15 protein-coding genes are annotated in these 15,970 nt (G+C 56.2%); 2 read left to right on the top strand and 13 right to left on the bottom strand.

Annotated elements, in window-relative coordinates; all coding sequences use genetic code 11:
• The first annotated feature begins 3 nt into the window (after nt 1-3).
• On the top strand, nt 4-1,089 hold the full coding sequence (cobD, locus tag FHW74_RS13720) for a threonine-phosphate decarboxylase CobD (RefSeq protein ID WP_183170953.1): 1,086 nt from the start codon (nt 4-6) through the stop codon (nt 1,087-1,089).
• On the opposite strand, the gene nadD is transcribed toward cobD, so the two are convergent.
• Genes nadD through leuS form a run of 4 tightly spaced genes read right to left on the bottom strand, consistent with a single transcriptional unit; the run spans nt 1,061 to nt 5,919 of the window.
• Nucleotides 1,061-1,708, bottom strand: coding sequence for a nicotinate-nucleotide adenylyltransferase (gene nadD, locus FHW74_RS13715; RefSeq protein ID WP_183170952.1), 648 nt, complete (start codon nt 1,706-1,708; stop codon nt 1,061-1,063). The two genes, cobD and nadD, sit on opposite strands and share 29 nt — an antisense overlap.
• Nucleotides 1,701-2,732 (bottom strand): DNA polymerase III subunit delta, encoded by a 1,032-nt coding sequence (gene holA, locus FHW74_RS13710; protein ID WP_183170951.1) that lies wholly within the window; start codon nt 2,730-2,732, stop codon nt 1,701-1,703. Before holA ends, nadD begins: the two co-directional genes overlap by 8 nt.
• Nucleotides 2,732-3,322 carry an LPS assembly lipoprotein LptE gene (gene lptE, locus FHW74_RS13705; protein WP_183170950.1) on the bottom strand — a complete coding sequence of 197 codons (591 nt, stop codon included), beginning with the start codon at nt 3,320-3,322 and terminating at the stop codon, nt 2,732-2,734. Before lptE ends, holA begins: the two co-directional genes overlap by 1 nt.
• Before the next feature lie 14 nt (nt 3,323-3,336).
• Entirely contained in the window at nt 3,337-5,919 is a 2,583-nt protein-coding gene (leuS, locus tag FHW74_RS13700; RefSeq protein WP_183171020.1) for a leucine--tRNA ligase, read from the bottom strand.
• 228 nt (nt 5,920-6,147) lie between these two features.
• Between leuS and FHW74_RS13695 the strand changes: the two genes are divergently transcribed.
• Nucleotides 6,148-6,630, top strand: a complete 483-nt coding sequence (locus FHW74_RS13695) for a zinc ribbon-containing protein (RefSeq protein ID WP_183170949.1) — start codon at nt 6,148-6,150, stop codon at nt 6,628-6,630.
• A 49-nt stretch (nt 6,631-6,679) separates the two neighbouring features.
• On the opposite strand, the gene FHW74_RS13690 is transcribed toward FHW74_RS13695, so the two are convergent.
• The 9 genes from FHW74_RS13690 to miaB all read right to left on the bottom strand — a co-directional run bounded on the left by FHW74_RS13690 (nt 6,680) and on the right by miaB (nt 15,963).
• Nucleotides 6,680-7,405, bottom strand: coding sequence for an amino acid ABC transporter ATP-binding protein (locus FHW74_RS13690; protein ID WP_183170948.1), 726 nt, complete (start codon nt 7,403-7,405; stop codon nt 6,680-6,682).
• Nucleotides 7,405-8,079: a glutamate/aspartate ABC transporter permease GltK gene (gltK, locus tag FHW74_RS13685; protein ID WP_183170947.1), complete on the bottom strand. Its 675-nt coding sequence runs from the start codon at nt 8,077-8,079 to the stop codon at nt 7,405-7,407. Before gltK ends, FHW74_RS13690 begins: the two co-directional genes overlap by 1 nt.
• Complete coding sequence (locus FHW74_RS13680) at nt 8,079-8,819, bottom strand: amino acid ABC transporter permease (protein ID WP_002436041.1); 741 nt, start codon at nt 8,817-8,819, stop codon at nt 8,079-8,081. Before FHW74_RS13680 ends, gltK begins: the two co-directional genes overlap by 1 nt.
• Before the next feature lie 199 nt (nt 8,820-9,018).
• A complete protein-coding gene (locus tag FHW74_RS13675; RefSeq protein ID WP_183170946.1) occupies nt 9,019-9,939 on the bottom strand; it encodes an amino acid ABC transporter substrate-binding protein in 921 nt (306 codons plus the stop codon).
• 353 nt (nt 9,940-10,292) lie between these two features.
• Nucleotides 10,293-11,831, bottom strand: coding sequence for an apolipoprotein N-acyltransferase (lnt, locus tag FHW74_RS13670; RefSeq protein WP_183170945.1), 1,539 nt, complete (start codon nt 11,829-11,831; stop codon nt 10,293-10,295).
• 4 nt (nt 11,832-11,835) lie between these two features.
• On the bottom strand, nt 11,836-12,714 hold the full coding sequence (corC, locus tag FHW74_RS13665; RefSeq protein WP_183170944.1) for a CNNM family magnesium/cobalt transport protein CorC: 879 nt from the start codon (nt 12,712-12,714) through the stop codon (nt 11,836-11,838).
• A 96-nt stretch (nt 12,715-12,810) separates the two neighbouring features.
• On the bottom strand, nt 12,811-13,278 hold the full coding sequence (gene ybeY / locus FHW74_RS13660) for an rRNA maturation RNase YbeY (protein WP_125294550.1): 468 nt from the start codon (nt 13,276-13,278) through the stop codon (nt 12,811-12,813).
• The gene (locus FHW74_RS13655) at nt 13,275-14,336 is read right to left on the bottom strand and encodes a PhoH family protein (protein ID WP_183170943.1); all 1,062 of its coding nucleotides are present in this window, start codon (nt 14,334-14,336) and stop codon (nt 13,275-13,277) included. The genes ybeY and FHW74_RS13655 overlap by 4 nt, the downstream gene beginning before the upstream one ends.
• A 202-nt stretch (nt 14,337-14,538) precedes the next feature.
• Nucleotides 14,539-15,963 (bottom strand): tRNA (N6-isopentenyl adenosine(37)-C2)-methylthiotransferase MiaB, encoded by a 1,425-nt coding sequence (gene miaB / locus FHW74_RS13650; protein ID WP_183170942.1) that lies wholly within the window; start codon nt 15,961-15,963, stop codon nt 14,539-14,541.
• Nucleotides 15,964-15,970 lie beyond the last annotated feature (7 nt).

Below are 15,970 nucleotides of genomic sequence, written 5' to 3'. Positions count from 1 at the left end.
GCTATGTTTACCAGCAATCACGGCGGCAATATTCGCGAAGCGGCGGCGCTGGCCGGGGTGGACCCGGCGCAGCTGATTGATTTCAGCGCTAATATCAATCCGCTCGGGATGCCCGCCACGCTGAGGCGCGCTATTGTTGAACATCTCGATGCGGCGCAGCGCTATCCGGATCCGGAATATCTGGCGCTGCACCAGGCGCTGGCGAAACATCTTAACGTGCCGACGAGCTGGCTGATGGCGGGTAATGGTGAAACCGAACTGATTTTCCAGCTATTGGCCCATCTCGCGCCCCGTCACGCCCTGCTGCTGACGCCGGGCTTTGCGGAATATCGTCGGGCGTTAAGCCGGGTGGGGTGCCGCATTACCGACTATCCGTTAACCGAAGCCGATGGCTGGCAGCCGGATAGCCGGTTGCTGGCTGCCCTGACGCCCGATCTTGACTGCCTGGTGCTCTGTACGCCTAACAATCCCACCGGTTTAATGCCGGATCGCGGATTGATGAAAGCGATCGTTTCCCGTTGCGCTGAACTTAACATTGCGCTGGTGATCGACGAGGCGTTTATCGATTTTATGCCCGACGCCGCCGGTTGCGCCGGCTGGCTTGCTGAGCATCCCCAGTTGTGGATTTTGCGCTCTCTGACCAAATTCTATGCCATTCCCGGCCTGCGGCTGGGCTACGTCATCAATAGCGACGCGTCGCGCGTGGCGGCATTGCGCGCCAGTCGCGAGCCATGGACCATTAACGCCTTTGCCGCTCTGGCGGGGGAGATCGTGCTGGATGACGCCGCGTATCAACAAGCGACCTTTCAGTGGCTGGAAACGGAACGGCCCTGGTTATGGCAGTCGCTAAACGAATTGCCGGATTTGACCCTGTGGCCAGGGGAAGCGAACTACCTGTTTTTCCGCTACGACGGCGAAGAGGATTTGCAGCGCCGGTTGCTGGCGCAGCAGATTTTGATCCGCAGTTGCGCGAATTATCCGGGGCTGGACAAGCGTTATTTCCGGGTGGCGGTGAAAAGCAGGAGCGATAACGAGGCGCTGATCGCCGCGTTAACGGCAATCAGTCGCGATACAAACCGTGGCGCGTAATGTAATCCATCACCGGGCCGGGAACGAGATCGTCGCACGGCTGGCCGTTTTCCAGACGTTGGCGGATCCCGGTGGCCGAGATCGCTAAGAGTGGGGTGTCGGCGAGGAAAATTTTCCCGGCAGGCAGGGTGTGGAGCTCGCCTGCATCGCTTGCCAGATGTTGTTCCAGCCAGCGCTGCTGCTCGGCGTCGGGCATGGTGAGGGGATAACCCGGCCGGCGGCACACCAGCAGGTGGCAGTTGGCGAGAATATCGGCATAGCGATGCCAGGTTTGAAACCCCAGCAGCGAGTCCTGGCCAATGATAAACCCCAGCGGCTGCGCAGGGCCCTGTTCAGCACGCAGCGCGTCCATGGTGTCCGCGGTCCAGGAGGGCATCGCGCGTTGTAATTCCCGGTCATCGAGTTCAAACAGCGCATTGTTGTGGATCGCCGCTTCAATCATTGCCTTACGCTGGGCGCTGCTGGCCTCGGGCTGAGGACGGTGGGGCGGCACGTTATTGGGGATTATCACCACTTTATGCAGACCGACCTGGCGCGCGAGCGCTTCTACCGGTTTGATATGCCCAAAGTGAATGGGATCGAATGTCCCGCCGTAATAAGCAAGCAGCGGCTTAGCCATGAATAAACACATCCGGTAAGGCTTTATGGCACAGCAGCAGGGATAACCCTTCCAGCTCCTGCCACACCGATTGGCCATAATCCTGTTTTAGCGTCAGCTCGATCTGCGCGAGCAGGCTGACCGCCTGGCGCAGCTGATCGTCGCTCAGCCGGGTTAGCGCATCGCTGAGCAGAGTCCGGCGGTTTTGCCAGACCCGATGCTGATCGAACAAATTGCGCAGCGGCGTATGTTGCGACTGACGTTTAAGCGTGACCATCAGCAACAGTTCGCGCTGTACGGTACGCAGCAGGATCACCGGTTCGCTGCCTTCCAGCCGCAGCTGTTGCAGAATGTGCAGCGCGCGTTTGCTTTTCCCGGCCAGCAGCGCATCCACCCAGTGGAACGGCGTGAAATGCGCGGCGTCGTTAACCGCCTGCTCCACGCGGGGCAGAGTGAGTTTGCCGTCGGGCCACAGCAGCGCCAGCCGATCCAGCGCCTGGGCCAGCGCCAGCAGGTTACCTTCGTAGCAGTAGCACAGCAGTTGGCTGGCCGCGTCATCCAGCGTTAGCTGACGGCTTTTTGCCCGGTTAGCCACCCAGCGCGGCAGTTGCGCCTGCTCGGGCGTCTGGCAGTTGACCATCACGCCGCGGCTGGACAGGGCAGTAAACCAGCCGGCATTTTCCTGGGCTTTGGTGAGCTTCACTGCACGCACCACCAGCAGCAGATCCTCATGCAGCAGGTTGACCAGTTCGGCTAACTTATCGTTAATCGCCGCATTGGGGCCATTGTCGGGCAGGATCAGCAGCAGCGTCTGGCGGCTGGCAAACAGGCTTAACGCGCGGGTCACCGAGAAAATCTCTTCCCAGTCGGTTTGCGCGTCAATCTGGCGGGTATGGTGTTCGTCGAACCCTTGCTGTTGGGCGGCCTGACGGATGGCGTCCTGGCTTTCCTGTAGCAACAGCGGATCGTTTCCGGTCAGCAGATACGCCGCGCGCAGCCCTTCTTTGAGCTGCGCGCGGAGTTGTTCAGGCCAAACTCTGACCATTACTGAGCAGAAAGCGTGGTGGAAACGCGGCCCGACGAGGTCGTCGTGCTGCTCTGCTGGGTAGTCGGCGCTTCAGATTTGGTGGCTTCTAAATCTTTCACCTGTACCGACATCAGCTTACGGATCAGCTGTTCCGCCGCGCGGTCATACATTTCCTGGATAATGATGTCCTGTTCGGCATCTTTCGCCAGCGCAGTGAGCGGGTTGTCAAAGAACGAACGGAACACTTTGGTGCTGATGGGGTAGATATCGTGGCCCGGGATCAGCACCGTGGCGCTTACCGTCATCACCATCTGATACTCCGCCGTGCGGCCATCCTGGAATACCGACGCGGTATCCTGCGAGATAGACGCCGCGCCAAGACGCAGAGACGGAATGTCTTTACGCACTTTACTCGGCTCAACAATTTCCACGCCGTTCAGACGCAGCTGCTTACGCACCGCGCGGCTTAATGGGCCATACGGGTCACCCGAATCCAGGATCAGCGTATGCATTTGCTCGGGCACCTGGGTGGTGCTGCGCAAGTGCCAGCCACATCCGGCGGTCACCAGCACCGCCAGGCTCACTATCAGAGTGATGAGATATCGCACGCTTCCTCCTGTGCTTAGCCAACAACCAGGTTAAGCAGTTTACCCGGTACGTAAATCACTTTACGCACAGTTACGCCTTCAAGATACTTCGCCACCAGATGTTCCTGAGCCGCACGCTCGCGCACCTGTTCTTCAGTGGCATCGGCCGGAACGGTGATTTTACCGCGCACTTTGCCGTTAACCTGCACCACCACCAGACGGGAATCTTCCACCATGGCGCTTTCGTCAGCCTGCGGCCACGGCGCGTTATCGATATCGCCTTCGCCGTTCAGTTCCTGCCACAGTTTGAAGCTGACGTGCGGGGTGAACGGATACAGCATACGCACCACGGCCAGCAGGGCTTCACGCATTAATGCGCGGTCCTGATCGCTTTCCTGCGCCGCTTTCACCAGCTTGTTCATCAGTTCCATGATAGCGGCGATAGCGGTGTTGAAGGTCTGGCGGCGGCCGATATCATCCGTCACTTTCGCGATGGTTTTATGGATATCGCGACGCAACGCTTTTTGATCTTCGGTCAGCGCGGCAACGTCCAGCGCGCTGGCGGCGCCCTGCGCAGTGTGCTCGTAAACCAGTCGCCAGACGCGTTTCAGGAAGCGGTTAGCCCCTTCAACGCCGGATTCCTGCCATTCCAGCGTCATATCTGCCGGAGAGGCGAACATCATAAACAGACGCACGGTATCCGCGCCGTAACGCTCTACCATCACCTGCGGGTCGATGCCGTTGTTTTTCGACTTCGACATTTTGCTCATGCCAGCATAGACCAGTTCATGGCCCGCTGCGTCGGTAGCTTTAACAATACGGCCTTTATCGTCACGCTCAACAATGGCGTCTACCGGGGAAACCCAGTTGCGCTCGCCGCTCGCGCCTACGTAGTAGAACGCGTCCGCCAGCACCATGCCCTGGCAGAGCAGCTGTTTGGCTGGCTCGTTGGAGGTCACCATACCGGCATCGCGCATCAGCTTGTGGAAGAAGCGGAAGTACAGCAGGTGCATGATGGCGTGTTCAATACCACCGATATAAATATCCACCGGCAGCCAGTAGTTGGCGGCGTTAGAATCGAGCATGCCTTTGTCGTACTGCGGGCAGGTGTAGCGCGCATAGTACCAGGAGGACTCCATAAAGGTGTCGAAGGTGTCGGTTTCACGCAGCGCAGGCTGACCATTAACAGTGGTTTTCGCCCATTCCGGGTCGGCTTTGATCGGGCTGGTGATGCCATCCATTACCACATCTTCCGGCAGGATCACCGGCAACTGGTCTTCCGGGGTCGGCATCACGGTGCCGTCTTCCAGGGTTACCATCGGGATAGGCGCGCCCCAGTAACGCTGACGGGAAACGCCCCAGTCGCGCAGACGGTAGTTAATTTTGCGCTCGCCGACGCCTTTAGCGGCCAGTTTGTCGGCAATGGCGTTAAACGCTTCTTCAAACGGCAGGCCGTCGAACTCACCAGAGTTGAACAGCACGCCTTTTTCCGTCAACGCCTGCTGCGACAGATCCGGCTCGGAGCCGTCCTGCGCCAGGATAACCGGTTTGATCGCAAGATGGTATTTGGTGGCGAATTCCCAGTCGCGCTGGTCGTGGCCCGGTACGGCCATCACGGCGCCGGTGCCGTATTCCATCAGCACGAAGTTCGCGACCCAAACCGGTACAGTTTCGCCGGTCAGCGGGTGGATGGCGTTAAAACCGGTCGCCATGCCTTTTTTCTCCATCGTCGCCATGTCGGCTTCGGCAACTTTGGTGTTACGGCATTCGGCAATGAAATCGCCCAGCGCCGGGTTGGACGCCGCGGCAGCCTGCGCCAGCGGATGGCCCGCCGCCACGGCCAGATAGGTCACGCCCATAAAGGTGTCCGGGCGGGTGGTGTAAACCGTCAGTTTGTCAGCGCGGTTTTCCACGTCGAAGGTGATCTCTACGCCTTCGGAGCGGCCAATCCAGTTACGCTGCATGGTTTTAACGGTGTCTGGCCACTGATCCAGATTATCCAGATCGTTCAGCAACTCATCAGCGTAAGCGGTGATTTTGATAAACCACTGCGGGATTTCTTTACGCTCGACTTTGGTGTCGCAGCGCCAGCAACAGCCGTCAATCACCTGCTCGTTCGCCAGTACGGTCTGGTCGTTCGGGCACCAGTTCACTGCGGAGGTTTTCTTGTAGACCAGCCCTTTTTTATACAGCTCGGTAAAGAACTTCTGCTCCCAACGGTAGTATTCCGGGGTACAGGTCGCCAGCTCGCGGCTCCAGTCGTAACCGAAGCCCAGCATTTTGAGCTGGTTCTTCATGTAATTGATATTGTCGTAGGTCCAGGGGGCCGGCGCGGTGTTGTTTTTCACCGCTGCGCCCTCGGCTGGCAGACCGAATGCATCCCAGCCGATCGGCTGAAGCACATTTTTGCCCAGCATACGCTGGTAACGGGCAATCACGTCGCCGATGGTGTAGTTGCGAACGTGACCCATGTGTAGTCGACCAGAAGGATAGGGAAGCATCGACAGGCAGTAATACTTCTCTTTGCTCTCGTCTTCAGTCACTTCGAATGTGCGCTTCTCATCCCAGTGATGCTGTACGTGGGATTCAATCTCTTCCGGGCGATATTGCTCTTGCATGGCAGCCAGTGGTCCTGTTTTCATTGCCGCTACGTCTGTAGCATGTATGAGTGTGATTAAGATCGGCATAGCATAGCCGATTCGACTGCGGCAAAACAGCCTTTGATTGGTTTCCCTGTCGCCGCCAACCTTTGCATTCCTTTACCTGTGATGTGCGTCGGCTAACAAAGCCTGCCGGGATTAACGTCTATTATTAGAAGACGTTACCCGACCAGGAGAAGTGCCGAAATGAACAAGGTTGCTCAATTTTATCGTGAACTGGTGGCGTCATTAACCGAACGTTTACGCAACGGTGAGCGGGATATCGATGCGCTGGTAGCCAGCGCGCGCCAGCAGATGGCGCAAACCGGTGAGCTCACCCGCACAGAAGCTGAAGAGGTAACGCGCGCGGTGCGGCGCGATTTAGAGGAGTTTGCCCGTAGTTACGGTGAAAGCCAGGAGGAGTTTACCGACAGCGTATTTATGCGGGTAATTAAAGAGAGTATCTGGCAGGAGCTGGCGGACATCACGGACAAGACCCAGCTGGAATGGCGCGAAGTGTTTCAGGATTTAAACCACCATGGCGTCTATCACAGCGGAGAAGTGGTGGGGCTTGGCAATCTGGTGTGTGAAAAATGCCATCACCATCTGGCGTTTTACACCCCGGAACCGCTGCCGCTGTGCCCGAAATGCGGTCACGATCAGTTCCAGCGCAGGCCGTTTGAGCCGTAATAAACATTAAAAAGGAGCAGCCTGGCTGCTCCTTTTGGTTTGTGGACGATCAATGCAGGATTTTCGCCAGGAAGTCTTTGGCGCGTTCCGATTTAGGGTTGGCGAAGAACGCTTCTTTCGGCGAATCCTCGACGATTTTCCCTTCATCCATAAAGATCACCCGGTTAGCCACTTTACGGGCAAAGCCCATTTCGTGGGTCACCACCATCATGGTCATCCCTTCATTAGCCAGCTCCACCATCACGTCCAGCACTTCGTTGATCATTTCCGGGTCGAGCGCGGAGGTGGGTTCATCAAACAGCATTGCCACCGGATCCATGCACAGCGCACGGGCAATCGCCACACGCTGCTGCTGGCCGCCGGAAAGCTGTGCCGGATATTTCTCGCCGTGCGCCGACAAGCCGACGCGCTCCAGCAGTTTCACTGCTTTCTGACGCGCCGCTGCTTTATCACGCTTCAACACTTTCACCTGCGCCAGGGTCAGGTTTTCGATAATCGACAGGTGCGGGAACAGTTCAAAGTGCTGGAACACCATGCCTACGTGGGAGCGCAGCTCCGCGAGGTTGGTTTTCTTGTCATTGACTTTGGTGCCGTTAACGATGATTTCACCTTTCTGAACCGGCTCAAGGCCGTTCACCGTTTTAATCAGCGTGGATTTTCCGGAGCCGGACGGCCCGCACACCACCACCACTTCGCCTTTGGTCACTTCGGTTGAACAGTCGGTCAACACCTGAAACTGACCATACCATTTAGAAACATTTTTCAGGGAAATCATTATACCGTCCTTTTCTTCAGCCAACTGACCAGCAGCGACGCACTTAAACTAATGATGAAATATACGCCACCTGCAAACAGGATCATTTCGACCTGAGTCCCGTCGCGCTCGCCGATGGTGGAGGCGGTACGGAAGAAGTCTGCGAGGCTTAATACGTAAACCAGCGAGGTGTCCTGGAACAACACGATGCCCTGGGTTAACAGCAGCGGCACCATGGCGCGGAACGCCTGCGGCAGAATAATCAGCTTCATGGATTGCCAGTGGGTCATGCCCAGCGCAAGGGCAGCGTTGGATTGCCCACGGGAGATACTCTGAATACCGGCGCGGATAATTTCCGAATAATAGGCGGCTTCAAACATCGAAAACGCCACCATGGCGGAGATCAAGCGAATATCGGTTTTCGGGGATAATCCCAGCACGTTTTGCAGGAAACCCGGTACGATCAGGTAAAACCACAGCAGCACCATCACCAGCGGTATCGAGCGGAACACGTTCACATAGCTGGTGGCGAACCAGGCGATGGGTTTAAAGCTCGACAGGCGCATAACCGCCAGCAGGGTGCCCCAGATAATGCCGATAATCACCGCGGTGATGGTGATTTTCAGCGTGATGACCAGGCCATCGAGCAAATAGGGTAAGGAGGGAACAATCGAGCTCCAGTCAAATTCGTACATTATTTGCTCCCCAGATTGCCGGGCAGGCGGATTTTGCGCTCTACCACATTCATTACCAGCATAATCAGGGTGTTAATCAACACATATGCTAACGTAATCGCCGTAAAGGATTCCCAGGCGTGCGCCGAGTAATCCAGCAGTTTGCCAGCCTGTGCTGCCATATCCACCAGCCCGATGGTCGAGGCAATGGCGGAGTTTTTCACCAGGTTCATCATTTCCGAGGTCATCGGCGGGACGATTACGCGATAGGCGTTTGGCAACAGCACATAGCGGTAGGCCTGCGGCAGCGTGAGACCCATCGCCAGGGCGGCATTTTTCTGGCCGCGCGGCAGCGACTGGATCGCGGCGCGCACCTGCTCGCACACGCGGGCGGCGGTGAACAGGCCAAGGCAGATCATCGATGACAGGAAAAACTGCACGTTTGGATCGAGCTCAGCTTTAAACCACATCCCCAGATCTTCCGGCAAGAGTTCCGGCACGACCAGATACCAGGTAAAGAACTGAACGATCAGCGGAACGTTACGGAAAAGTTCGACATAGCAGGTGCCGATCCCGGAGAGGAAACGGTTAGGAACGGTACGCAGGATGCCAAACAGGGAGCCGACGAGGAAGGCAATAATCCAGGCCGTGATCGACAGCGCGACGGTAACCTGAAAACCACTCCACAGCCAGCCCAGATAGGTGGTGTTGCCGAACGGGGCGGGCTGTAAAAAAATACCCCAGTTCCAGTCTATAGACATACGTTACTCCAAAAAAAATAAGGGTAGCCTGGCTACCCTCGAAGATTGCTACGAAGCCTTCTCCGCTGTTTCCTTTTTTGACTCGCTGGAAACGAGGGGAGTGTTCACGCCGGATGGGGAACGGCCATCCGACGCAGAGTCTGTCCGGGCAGTCGCAACAATCGAGAGGGCAGGATGTCCCGCCCCTTAATGGTTGTAATTAGTTCAATGCTTTATCGTTAGGCTCTTTGAACAGCGCTTTCATCTCATCGGAGAGTTCAAAGTTCAGGTTCAGGTTTTTCGGTGGGATCGGGTTCTTAAACCACTTGTCGAACCATTTTTCCGCTTCGCCGGAGGTCTGCGCCTGGGCAATAGTGTCGTCCATCAGCTTTTTGAATTCCGGATCGTCTTTACGCAGCATACAGCCGTAAGCTTCCTCGGATTGCGCTTTACCGACGATTTCCCACTGATCCGGTTTCTTCGCTTTAGCGCGTTCGCCAGCCAGCAGGGCGTCATCCATCATAAACGCCACCGCGCGGCCACTTTCCAGGGTGCGGAACGAGTCGCCGTGGTCTTTGGCGCTGATGATGCGCATATCCATTTTCTGTTCATCGTTCAGTTTGTGCAGCAGAACTTCAGAAGTGGTGCCGGAGGTGACGACCACCGCTTTGCCTTTCAGATCCGGGAAGTCTTTAATATCGCCGCCTTTCTTGGCCAGCAGACGGGTACCCACGACAAAAATAGTATCGGAGAAGGCCGCTTGTTTCTGGCGCTCCAGGTTGTTAGTGGTGGAGCCGCATTCGAAGTCGAAAGTGCCGTTTTGCAGCAGCGGGATACGGTTCTGGGAGGTAATTGGGATCAGTTTAACCTGCAGGTCCGGCTTGTTCAGTTTCTTCTTCACCGCTTCAACGATAGCGTTGGAGTAATCCTGGGAATAGCCGACCACTTTTTGCTGATTATCGTAATAGGAAAACGGTACGGAAGATTCGCGATGGCCCACGACGATAACGCCATTCTTCGCGATTTTGGCCAGCGTACCTTGCTGGGCGGCAGCGTCAGCGGTTTTTGCCTCTTCGGCGTGGGCGAAACCTGCGCCCAAACCCATGACTAACATTGCTGCGGCCAGTTTACGTAATTGCATATCCAACTCCTTATCGTAGCGCCATCAGCGCCAGTGATAACCCATGTGAGTGTTTGTGTTGTTTTTATTGTTGCGCTACTGCGCAACATTGTGTCTGCTTGTTAACATTTAGCCTGGCTGAATGTAAAGGTTTTGCTATTTATTTGTTTATTTTTGCGAAGTGCGCCGCACCATTTAAAGGCAAATCTCATGCGTTGCACCGATGTAGTGCTTTGGTTGATCCTTCATGGTGCAACCCGGTTTCACACGCTTCGTCCGAAAGGGAAATTCGCAAAGTACCTGATTACATTAAGCAATCACCGTGCCAGAAATAAAAAAGGCCAGCAGAGCTGGCCTTAAACGGATAGAGCGAATCACAGATTTCTGCGGCGCAACGCGACAATCAGCGCCATAAAACTCATCACGCCGGTGAGCAGCCACAGCGGCCAGTGGCCGAAGCGGGCGTAGGGGGTGATGCCGCGAGTGGGTGTTACCTCGGCGGTGAGCACTTCGCGGGTAAACTGCGGGATCATCTTCTGCACATCGCCGGTTGGGCTAATCACAGCGGTGACGCCGTTATTGGTGCTACGCAGCAATGGGCGCGCCAGCTCCAGCGCACGCATCCGCGCCATCTGGAAGTGCTGCCACGGACCGATGGAGCGGCCAAACCAGGCGTCGTTGGAAATGGTCAGCAGGAAATCGGTGTCCGGGCGGAAGTTATCGCGTACCTGCTCGCCAAGGATGATTTCATAGCAAATCGCCGCGGTCATCTTATAGCCGTGGGCCAGTAGTTGCGGTTGCTGATACGGGCCGCGGCTGAACGACGACATCGGCAAATCAAAGAACGGCGCCAGCGGGCGCAGGATCGATTCCAGCGGCACAAATTCACCGAACGGCACCAGATGATTCTTGTTGTAGCGGTTCGGCGAGTTGTAGTTATACGGATTATCCGCGCCCAGAGTGATAATGGTGTTGTAAGTGTCGTAGCGATTCTGCTTGTTGAGACGCGCGTCCACCAGGCCGGTAATCAGGCTGGTGTTATGCTCGCGCAACATGCCGTCCAGTTCGGTCAAAAAGCGCTGCTGATTGATTTCCAGATCGGGGATCGCCGACTCCGGCCAGATAATCAGCTGGGACTGGCCCATTTTCGGTTCGGAGGCGTTGAGATAGATGCGCAGCGTATTCAGCAGTTCGCCTTCATCCCACTTCAGCGACTGCGGAATGTTCCCCTGCACCAGCGAGACGTTAAGCTGGCGTTCCGGCAGCAGTTGATACCACTGGATATAGCGCAGCGGGAAGGGCAGCGCGAACAGCACCACGGCGATGATGGCTGGCGTAATATGGCGACGCGCCAGCGCCAGTACCATCAAACCGCTGACCATCATCAGCAGGAAGTTGATACCTTCCACACCGGTAACCGGCGCCAGGCCTTTGAGTGGGCCATCCACCTGGCTATAGCCGAACTGCAGCCACGGGAATCCCGTCAGCACCCAGCCGCGCAAAAACTCCGTAACCTGCCAGACCACCGGCGCGGCAACCGCCACGCGCCAGGCGTTGGTTTTCGGCCACAGCTTGCTGAGCACGCCTGCGAACAAACCGGTATACAGTGACAAATACGCGGCGAGCAGCACCACCAGAAACACATTGATCGGCCCAGGCATCCCGCCAAACTGCGCGATACTGACGTAAACCCAGTTAATACCGGTGCCAAACAGGCCCAGCCCCCAGAAAAAACCAATCCAGGCGCTTTGCAGCGGGCGGCGGTTGAGCGTCAGGCCCTGTAAGCCGATCAGCGAGATCAGCGCGGCAGGCCAGAAGTCATAAGGAGAAAAAGCCAGCGTTCCGCTGGCTCCCGTTAATAGCGCCAGCAGCAAGCGCACGCGCTGGCGTTCAAACAATGTAGAAAAGCGCATTCCATTACTCTTCAATTTTAGGTGAAGGCGAGTCGTCCGGAATTTTTACATGAACCTGAATAATGCGTCGGCTATCCGACATGGCGACCTTAAACTGGTAGCCGTCGATTTCTACGGTTTCGCCGCGCGCCGGTAAATGGCCGAACGCCTGCATCACCAGGCCGCCAATGGTATCGACCTCTTCATCGCTGAACTGGGTGCCGAAGGTTTCGTTGAAATCTTCGATTGGCGCCAGGGCGCGAACGGTCCAGGTATGGCGACTCAGTTGACGAAAATCGAGATCCTCTTCTTCGTCATATTCGTCTTCAATTTCACCCACAATGAGTTCCAGAATGTCTTCGATGGTGACCAGGCCGGAGACCCCGCCAAACTCATCAATGACAATCGCCATGTGGTAACGCTGAGAACGGAACTCTTTAAGCATGCGGTCAACCCGCTTGCTTTCCGGCACAACCACCGCCGGGCGTAACACTTTTTCCATACTGAACGGCTCGGCATCGCTGCGCATAAACGGCAGCAGATCTTTCGCCATCAGAATCCCTTCAATGTGATCTTTGTCTTCGCTGATGACCGGGAAACGCGAGTGGGCGGATTCGATAATCACATCGAGACATTCGTCCAGGCTCTGGTTGCGTTTAACGGTGACCATCTGCGAGCGCGGGATCATGATGTCGCGGACCCGTTGGTCAGCGATATCCATTACCCCTTCAAGCATATCGCGGGTATCCAGGTCGATAAGCTCGTTTTGTTCGGAATCACGGATCAGTGCCAGTAACTCTTCACGGTTTTTCGGTTCGCCGTGGAAAAGCTGGCTCAGTAAAAGGGAGAAGAATCCCTTCTTGCTGTTAAGCGTGTCACTACTGTGTGAATTATCGTCGCTCATGGCGTCTGGTACAGGACCTCATGTTGGTTTTGATTGTGCCGTCGCCGGAAAACGCACGGCGGCGGCTTGGGTGCAGGGGCATTATTGCCTCACTGCTTACTCTTTCTCGGAAATGTACGGATCGCTAAAGCCCAGAGCAAGCATTATCTCTGTTTCCAGCCCTTCCATTTCTTCGGCTTCGTCATCTTCGATATGGTCATAGCCCAGCAGATGCAGGCTACCGTGGATAACCATATGCGCCCAGTGGGCGTCCAGCGGCTTCACCTGCTCAATCGCTTCGCGCTCCACCACCTGGCGGCAAATGATTAAATCACCTAACAGCGGCAGTTCAATGCCCGGCGGTGCTTCAAAAGGAAACGAGAGCACATTGGTGGGTTTGTCTTTGCCGCGATAAGTCAGGTTCAGGTTGTGGCTTTCCGCTTCGTCCACCAGACGAATGGTCACCTCGGCCTCTTCCTGAAACTGAGGAAGCACCGCTTCAAGCCACGCCTGAAACTGTGCTTCATCCGGTAAACCGGTGGTGTCTTCACAGGCCAGTTGTAAATCCAGAATCACCTGGCTCATGGTTGCTCCTGCTGGCCGGCAGCCTGCGCCAGCGCTTCGCGCTTGCGTTCCGCCGCCTGTTCCGCTTTACGTTTCTGATCCGCTTCTTCCCAGGCTTCATAGGCGTTAACGATGCGCGCGACCACCGGGTGGCGCACCACGTCTTCGCTGTGGAAGAAGTTAAAGCTGATCTCTTCCACTTCGTTCAGCACTTCAATGGCATGGCGCAAACCGGATTTCATATTGCGCGGCAAGTCGATTTGCGTCACGTCGCCGGTTATCACCGCCTTCGAGTTAAAGCCGATACGCGTCAGGAACATCTTCATCTGTTCGATGGTGGTGTTCTGGCTTTCGTCTAGGATGATAAAAGCGTCATTCAGGGTACGGCCACGCATATAGGCCAGCGGAGCCACTTCAATCACGTTCCGCTCCATCAGCTTCTCGACGCGCTCAAAGCCGAGCATTTCGAACAGCGCATCGTAAAGCGGGCGCAGATACGGGTCGACTTTCTGGCTGAGATCCCCTGGCAGGAAGCCGAGTTTCTCACCCGCTTCTACCGCCGGACGGGTCAGCAGAATGCGGCGAATTTCCTGGCGCTCCAGCGCGTCAACTGCCGCCGCGACCGCCAGGTAGGTTTTACCGGTCCCCGCCGGGCCGACGCCGAAGGTGATGTCGTGGTCGAGAATATTGGCGATGTACTGCGCCTGGTTAGGCGTGCGCGGTTTAATCACGCCGCGCTTGGTCTGAATGTTGACCGCTTTGCCATAGTCCGGCACGCTTTCCGCGTTCTGCTCCAGCACGCGAAACTCTTTAATCGCCAGGTGGATTTGTTCAGGTTCAATGTCCTTAATTTTGCCGCGCATCGGCGCCGTATCCACATACAGATGGCGAAGAATATCCGCCGCAGCGCTGACGCTCAGGCTACGGCCGGTGAGTTTGAAGTGGTTGTCACGACGATTAATTTCGATGCCGAGGCGCCGTTCGAGCTGTTTGATATTGTCGTCAAACGGTCCGCAAAGGCTAAGCAGACGTTCGTTATCTGCAGGTTCCAGGGTGAATTCACGTGTTTCGATATTCAAACTTATCCTCTTGGTCACACAGGGCCAGTTAGGTGAACAATAATGCGTGCTGATTTTCTCAGGCTTAAGGAAATTATTCACGGCGTGGGAAAAAGGCGCAAGCTTCAGGCCTGATATTTGGGTAACAGCGTGCAATTACAAGGGCAGGGCAGTGCAAATGCAACGATATGCTGCGCCAGACGCAGCATATCGTCGAGGAGGATTACGGCTGGTAGATACCTACGCCGATTTCATTCTCTTTACGGGTGCGGGCAATCACCGATTCCGGGGATTCGACGATACGTAAACCCATCTCTTCTTCGGTGCGAACTACCGTACCGCGCAGCGAGTTCGGGAACACGTCGGTGATTTCCACATCGACGAATTTACCCACCATATCCGGCGTGCCTTCGAAGTTGACCACGCGGTTGTTCTCGGTGCGGCCAGAGAGCTCCATAATGCTTTTACGCGAGGTGCCTTCCACCAGGATACGCTGAACGGTGCCTAACATGCGGCGGCTCCAGGCCATCGCCTGCTGGTTAATACGCTCCTGGAGAATATACAGACGCTGTTTTTTCTCCTCTTCCGGCACATCGTCCACCATATCGGCAGCAGGCGTACCCGGACGCGCGGAGAAAATAAAGCTGTAGCTCATGTCGAAGTTGACCTCGGCAATCAGCTTCATGGTCTGCTCGAAGTCCTGCTGGCTTTCGCCCGGGAACCCGACGATAAAGTCAGAGCTAATCTGAATATCCGGGCGCGCCGCGCGCAGTTTGCGGATAATGGCTTTGTATTCCAGTGCAGTGTGGGTGCGGCCCATCAGATTCAGGACGCGGTCTGAACCGCTCTGTACCGGCAGGTGCAGGAAGCTCACCAGCTCCGGGGTATCGCGGTACACTTCCACGATGTCATCGGTAAACTCAATCGGATGGCTGGTGGTGAAGCGAATACGGTCGATGCCGTCGATGGCCGCCACCAGACGCAGCAGGTCGGCAAAGCTGCCCTGGGTGCCGTCGTAGTTTTCCCCGCGCCAGGCGTTTACGTTCTGGCCCAGCAGGTTGACTTCACGCACGCCCTGCGCCGCCAGTTGGGCGATTTCAAACAGGATATCGTCGCACGGACGGCTGACTTCTTCGCCGCGGGTGTACGGCACCACACAGTAGGTGCAGTACTTATTGCAACCTTCCATGATCGACACAAACGCCGTTGGGCCATCGGCGCGCGGTTCAGGCAGACGGTCGAACTTTTCGATTTCCGGGAAACTGATGTCCACCACCGGGCTGCGATCGCCACGTACGCGGTTGATCATTTCCGGTAAACGGTGCAGGGTCTGCGGTCCAAAAATAATGTCTACATAGTGGGCGCGCTGGCGAATGTGATCGCCTTCCTGCGACGCCACGCAACCGCCGACGCCGATAATCAGTTCCGGGTTCTTTTCCTTAAGCGCTCTCCAGCGACCCAGCTGATGGAAGACTTTTTCCTGAGCCTTTTCACGGATTGAGCAGGTGTTGAGCAGCAACACATCCGCTTCTTCCGCCACGTCGGTCAGTTGATAGCCGTGGGTGGCATCCAGCAGATCGGCCATCTTCGATGAATCGTATTCGTTCATCTGACAGCCCCAGGTTTTGATATGGAGTTTTTTTGTCATCGACATG

It is taken from the genome of Atlantibacter sp. RC6 (assembly GCF_014193285.1).
GTDB lineage: Bacteria > Pseudomonadota > Gammaproteobacteria > Enterobacterales > Enterobacteriaceae > Atlantibacter.
The sequence above is the reverse complement of the archived record's forward strand: the minus strand, read 5'-3'. Positions and strand labels throughout refer to the sequence as shown.